This is a genomic window from Shigella sp. SIG3, from assembly GCF_053555855.1.
Genome location: NZ_JBQZXE010000230.1, coordinates 1 through 1,777 on the forward strand (window position 1 = coordinate 1; position 1,777 = coordinate 1,777).

Annotated in this window: 2 protein-coding genes and 1 pseudogene; 1 reads left to right on the forward strand and 2 read right to left on the reverse strand. The window is 34.8% G+C overall.

The window, feature by feature from the left end:
* The first annotated feature begins 4 nt into the window (after positions 1-4).
* On the forward strand, positions 5-91 hold the full coding sequence (locus ACUU1I_RS20430; RefSeq protein WP_449144906.1) for a tail fiber assembly protein: 87 nt from the start codon (positions 5-7) through the stop codon (positions 89-91).
* 764 nt (positions 92-855) lie between these two features.
* Here the strand turns inward: ACUU1I_RS20430 and ACUU1I_RS20435 are convergent.
* Both ACUU1I_RS20435 and ACUU1I_RS20440 read right to left on the reverse strand, forming a co-directional pair.
* Positions 856-1,527 (reverse strand): hypothetical protein, encoded by a 672-nt coding sequence (locus ACUU1I_RS20435; protein ID WP_447393977.1) that lies wholly within the window; start codon positions 1,525-1,527, stop codon positions 856-858.
* Positions 1,524-1,777 (reverse strand): annotated as a pseudogene (locus ACUU1I_RS20440) (glycosyltransferase); the annotation flags it as partial. The gene ACUU1I_RS20435 and the pseudogene ACUU1I_RS20440, both read right to left, overlap by 4 nt.

The window sequence follows — 1,777 nt, forward strand, 5'->3', positions numbered from 1 at the left end:
ATTACTGGCATGGAAAAAATATCGGGTGCTATTGATGCGTGTTGATATAAAAAATACAGAGTGGCCGAAAAAACCAGAGGAAAATAAATAAGGGGGCGTTATCGGATGAAGAAAGAGGCCGTTAATTATAACTGCAGATGCCCCCCCCTAAGTTTCGGGGGGGGTTATTGATGCAAAACTTAGATCAATAACATTAAGTAACTACCATTCAACATTAAGGCTGTTTTTTTATTAATGTCATCGTCCATCCTGCAGGGTTGAACTTGAAAGAATACGATTCTCCTGGTGCTAAGCTTTCAAATTTTTTAACTTGCTCTTTCCACCCGTAATCTGGGAGTGGGGTAAGATTGAAAAAATATAAACATGAGATTAACGATGTTGTATATAACATCCATGGTAGGAATTTAAAGTGCAAGTGGGAAATATAGTTTAAGAAGTAAACCAATACAGAGTACCATATGATTGTTGGTATGACAGAATATCTTCCTCCGCCATGAATTAATAATGGCCATTGCTCACTTGTAGATGAAAGCATTGGTTTTGCTAGTGAAAACGTTAATGTTAGTATTGCGAAAACTATTGCCGAGCGCATGGGGTAATTGGAAACAATAAATGTAAAAATAGTGATGGAAAGACAAATCATTGTAATTGCAATGCAAATTGAATCATGATTCCATAAAGGTGATAAAAAGTCACCATTAGCCCATAAACCCAGAAAAACCTTTGTTGTTAATATTTTGCAAAGTGTTGCGAAATTAGCTCCAAGAACCATATCAACTCTGGTCTCAGAGGATGTCATAATAATAGAAATAAATTGAATCAAACAAATGGCAATGAAAACGTATTCGTGAGTGGTTATTTTTTTGTAGATAAGCGTTTTTGTATAAGTATATTTATCCCTACCATTGGAGCCATGAATACTATAAATGGACCACTTAGTCCACATATGATTATCGCTATATAATCGTGTGCTTTTTGATAATTGTTTGTAGGCTTTGGAGCTAACATAACAAGAAGTAAATATAGTGATAAATACCAATAATCATTAGTAACATTGGCGTGCACTTCTGATACTTCCGGCATTATTATAATAAACAAAGCAGTAAATATTCTTGGTGTTATGTTTACGTAACTAAATCTTCCAGAGAGTATGAAAGATACAAGCAATGCCCTAACAATAATTGCGGAGATGTTAAAAATTAAAGGGGCATACATTAAATTAAAATTTAATGATATGGAGGCAATAAGTTTTGATATGGTTTGATATGGTTTGATATGGTTTGATATGGTTTGATATGGTTTGATATGGTTTGATATGGTTTGATAATATCCATTTTGAGGGAATATCATTGATGTGAATATGCCATTATTGTATGCCATAGCATACCATACATGACCATCTTCTGCCCAAAACTGCGGTGTTCTGATTATATCAGGGCGGCGCAAATACATCAAAATAACCGCAATGAAAAATACAGCAATTAAGAAAAATAGTTTTTTTACATATGATGTTTTAAGGCTTTTCATTTTTGTTTCTCATTTTTGATGATGTATTTGGGACGATGTTTGCTTTCAATATAGATTCTGCCTATATATTCACCGAGAACACCAATCCCGATCAGCTGCACTCCACCCAAGAAAAGTATTGATACAAGCAGGGAGGGATATCCGCGAACTGGGTTGCCAAAGATAAGGGTGTCTATAATCATCCATGCACCATATAAAAACGAAATGCTTGCAACAAACAAGCCTATATAAGTCCATACGCGAAGAGGAA